General features: G+C 54.1%; 1 protein-coding gene. It reads left to right on the top strand.

Annotated features, from left to right (window positions below; translation table 11 throughout):
• On the top strand, positions 1-242 hold a 242-nt coding region (locus EN852_RS40325), incomplete at its 5' end, for a CorA family divalent cation transporter (RefSeq protein WP_281407877.1).
• Positions 243-281 lie beyond the last annotated feature (39 nt).

The following is a 281-nucleotide window of genomic DNA, read 5'->3' as shown; positions in this document are numbered from 1 at the left end:
TGCACGTCTCGCTGACCCAGGCCCGCACCAACGACGTCATCTCCTATCTGACGATCGTTTCGGTGATCTTCATGCCACTGACATTCCTGGTCGGCGTCTGGGGCATGAATTTCGATCCGGGAAGCTCACCCTGGAACATGCCAGAACTGAAAGCCTATTACGGCTATCCTCTGTCGCTGGTTTTCATGGCTCTGGTCGCCGCCGGTTTGATCGCGTTCTTCAAGTGGAAGAAATGGCTGTAGCCTTTGAAATCTCCTGTTTTCGCAGCAAGAACCTGCGAC

The sequence above is a fragment of the Mesorhizobium sp. M2E.F.Ca.ET.209.01.1.1 genome (genome assembly GCF_004010375.2).
In the GTDB taxonomy this organism is placed as follows: Bacteria; Pseudomonadota; Alphaproteobacteria; order Rhizobiales; family Rhizobiaceae; genus Mesorhizobium.
This window is presented reverse-complemented; position numbering and strand designations above follow the sequence as displayed.